General features: G+C 66.2%; 4 protein-coding genes. 1 reads left to right on the top strand and 3 read right to left on the bottom strand.

The window, feature by feature from the left end:
- From AC5RW2_RS41920 to AC5RW2_RS41910, 3 genes are all read right to left on the bottom strand, one after another.
- A partial coding sequence (locus AC5RW2_RS41920) for a cation:proton antiporter domain-containing protein (protein WP_494075344.1) occupies window positions 1–313 on the bottom strand: 313 nt, incomplete at its 3' end.
- Between the two features lie 6 nt (window positions 314–319).
- Entirely contained in the window at window positions 320–802 is a 483-nt protein-coding gene (locus AC5RW2_RS41915; protein WP_494029029.1) for a cation:proton antiporter regulatory subunit, read from the bottom strand.
- A gap of 18 nt (window positions 803–820) precedes the next feature.
- Window positions 821–2,257, bottom strand: coding sequence for an MFS transporter (locus tag AC5RW2_RS41910; protein ID WP_494029030.1), 1,437 nt, complete (start codon window positions 2,255–2,257; stop codon window positions 821–823).
- A gap of 242 nt (window positions 2,258–2,499) precedes the next feature.
- Between AC5RW2_RS41910 and AC5RW2_RS41905 the strand changes: the two genes are divergently transcribed.
- On the top strand, window positions 2,500–3,107 hold a 608-nt coding region (locus AC5RW2_RS41905), incomplete at its 3' end, for a proton-conducting transporter transmembrane domain-containing protein (protein WP_494075343.1).

Genomic DNA, 3,107 nt, shown 5'->3' with positions numbered 1-3,107 from the left:
CCCCGGGGACCGTGTTCAGGACAATATCAAGGACGCCGGCCTGCCAGGAGTGCCGCAGGCCGGTCATTAGTTCCTGGCCGGAGTATTCCAGCCCGAGCATGAGCAGCAGCAGGACGACGCCGATTTCGCTGGCGATGTGGCCGAATTCCTCCATGCCGCGCAGTTCGATGAGTCCGCCGTGGCCGAAGAACAGGCCGCCGACCAGATAAAAGGGGATCGGGGACATGCCGATCCGCCCGGCGAGCCTGGCCAGCACCCCGAGCCCGAGGAAGATCGCGCCCAGTTCGGTGAGTGCGAGGGCAGTGGCGGTCACCGGACCTCAGCTGCGGTTGAGGAGCTTGTCGGCCGCGTCGAGGCCTTCGGTCGAGCCGACCGTGATGAGCATGTCGCCGCCGTTCAGGATGAAGTCCGGGCCGGGGGAAGCATGCGTCCTGCCGGCGCGGACAATGGCCACGATCGAGGCGCCTGTCTTGGTCCGCATGCAGGTATCGCCCAGCGGGCGTCCGGCGAAGTGCGAGTCGGGCTCGACTACGAACTGGCGCGTGTTGACGCCTTCGAAGTCGCGATGTTCCTCGGTCAGCTGCGTGACGATCTGGTGGCCGCCCAGCAGGGTACCCAGCGCGGCGGCCTCCTCGCCGGACAGCGGGATCGAGGCGAGGCAGGCGTCGGGATCATCCAGCCGGGAAATAATCAGCTCGGTCCGGCCGTCCCGGTGGCTGACGACGCCGACCCGCCGTCCGTCGCTGATGACCATGTCCTTGCGCATGCCGATGCCGGGAAGCGGTGTCTCGTCGACGTTCATGCTTCAACTTTAAGCCCGTTAGGTGGCCGGGATGACGGCCTTCCGGACGCGGCCGGGAGCCTGCACCGGAAGCAGGACGAGCAGTCCGGCGAGCACCACCAGCAGGATGCCCAGGATGCCGAAACGCTGGGATCCGAAGAGCGCGATGCAGGCGGCGAACAGCCCCGGGGCCAGGAAGCTGACGGCCCTGCCGGTGGTCGCGTACAGACCGAAGAGCTCGCCCTCTTCGCCTTCGGGCGCCAGCCGGGCCAGGTAGGCGCGGGAGGAGGCCTGCGCCGGTCCCACGAACAGGCAGAGCAGCAGGCCGAAGACCCAGAACGTGGTGGCACCTGTCCAGTCCAGGCCCAGGAAGCGGTGCGTCTGCGGCCCCAGTACCAGCACGGCGGTTCCTGCGGCCAGCAGCCCGGCCAGAGCGGCAATGATGACTGCCTTGGGGCCAGCGCGGTCATCCAGCCAGCCTCCGCCGACGGCACCCAGTGCTGCGACGACGTTGCCTGCGATGGCGAAGACGATGACTTCGGCCAGCGAAAAGCCAAAGGTTCCCGCCGCGATGATCCCGCCGAAGGCGAAGACCGCGGCCAGCCCGTCACGGAATACTGCGCTGGCCAGGAGGAAGTAGATGGTGTGCGGGCTGGTCCGGTAGATCGCCTTGATCCGGCGGAACAGCAGCCCGTAGGAGGCGAAAACGCCCAGCTTCGCCGACTTCTGCCGCGGCACTTCAGGGACAAGGAGGAACAACGGAAGGGCGAAAACCGCGAACCACACGGCGCAGAACAGTGCCACCGCGCGGATATTCTGCCCGTCCTCGGAGGTGACGCCGAACCAGCCGACCTCCGGCTGCACGAACCCCACCAGCACCAGTCCCAGCGCCGCGATGCCGCCGACATAGCCCATGGCCCAGCCGAAGCCGCTGATCTTGCCGATGGTCTGCGGGGTGGAGACCTGGGTCAGCATCGCGTTGTAGTTGACGCCGGCGAACTCCGCGAAGATGTTTGCCAGCGTGATGAGGATGACGCCGGCCAGCAGGAATTCCGGCCGCGGGTACACGAAGAAGCACAGGGCGGTGAGTACCACGATGAGGACGCTGTTGATGCCGAGCCAGAGCCGCCGTCTGCCGCCGGCGTCCGAGCGCTGCCCCGTAACCGGGGCCAGCAGCGCGATGACTGCGCCGCCGATCGACAATCCGGCGCCCAGGACCGCCGAGGCACGGTCCTCGCCGCCGAAAGCCTCAGAGGTCAAGTACACGGTGAAGACAAAGGTGCTCATGACAGCGAAGAAGGCCGCTGAGCCCCAGTCCCAGCCGGCCCATGCCAGGACCTGGCGGCCGATCAGCCGCTGAGCCCGGGGCGGAGCGCCCGCCGGTGATCCCCCGGACGAAAGATTGGGGGGCGAAGGATCGGCGGACGGAAGATCGGCGGACGGGGGATTGGCGGACGAATGCTGGGCGTCGCTCATACCGTGAATGCTATACGTCCAAAAGGGCGGAAAATCCCTTGGAGTTGAACAAAAAGTGAATCTGTGGGGGAGCAGGTCCTGCGGTATATGTGCGGCATGGCATATACCCGGGTGCACAATACACCCGAATAACAAGGTTAGAATGGATGACAGGCCCTTGACCGTCCGTCTTCGACAACTCAATCCCGTGAGCTCCCGCAGCCCGTTTGTGAGTCGAAGAGGCAACAGTTCGGAGACCAGTTTTGCTGCTTGTGCTCACCGCTCTTTTCGTGGTGGCTCTTGTAGCGCCTGCATTCTTTCGCCGGATGGGCCGCTCCGCATTCTACGTCCTGGCCGCCGTCGCCGCCGCCTGCTTCGGCTGGCTGCTCTTCCGCTTCAGCGCCTTCACGGCCGCCGACCAAACGCTGGCTTCCGGCGCCCCCAGCGCGCCGCCGTCGGTCATTATCAAATGGATTCCGCAGCTCGGCCTGGAACTGGCGTTCCGGATGGACGCACTGGCTGCTGTCATGAGCCTTCTGGTCCTGGGCGTGGGGGCCCTGGTCCTGTTCTACTGCGCACGCTACTTCAAGGCCGACGATGCGGACCTGGGCGCCTTCGGGGCGCAGTTGCTGGCCTTCGCCGGTGCGATGTTCGGCCTGGTCACCGCAGATGACCTGCTGCTGCTGTTCATCTTCTGGGAACTGACCACAATCCTGTCCTACCTGCTGATCGGCTATGCCCGGCAGCGGCTGTCCGCCCGGCGTTCGGCGCTGCAGGCCCTGGTCGTCACGACCTTCGGCGGCCTGGCCATGCTGGTCGGCATCGTCATGCTCGGGGAGTCGGCCGGCACCTACCGGATCTCGGAGATCCT

It is taken from the genome of Arthrobacter sp. B0316-1-20 (genome assembly GCF_059091865.1).
The sequence above is the reverse complement of the archived record's forward strand: the minus strand, read 5'-3'. Positions and strand labels throughout refer to the sequence as shown.

What these genes read in the sequence shown, in the direction of transcription:
- AC5RW2_RS41915 (WP_494029029.1), bottom strand. Translation starts at nt 802, where the DNA reads ATGAACGTCGACGAGACACCGCTTCCCGGCATCGGCATGCGCAAGGAC.
- AC5RW2_RS41910 (WP_494029030.1), bottom strand. Translation starts at nt 2,257, where the DNA reads ATGAGCGACGCCCAGCATTCGTCCGCCAATCCCCCGTCCGCCGATCTT.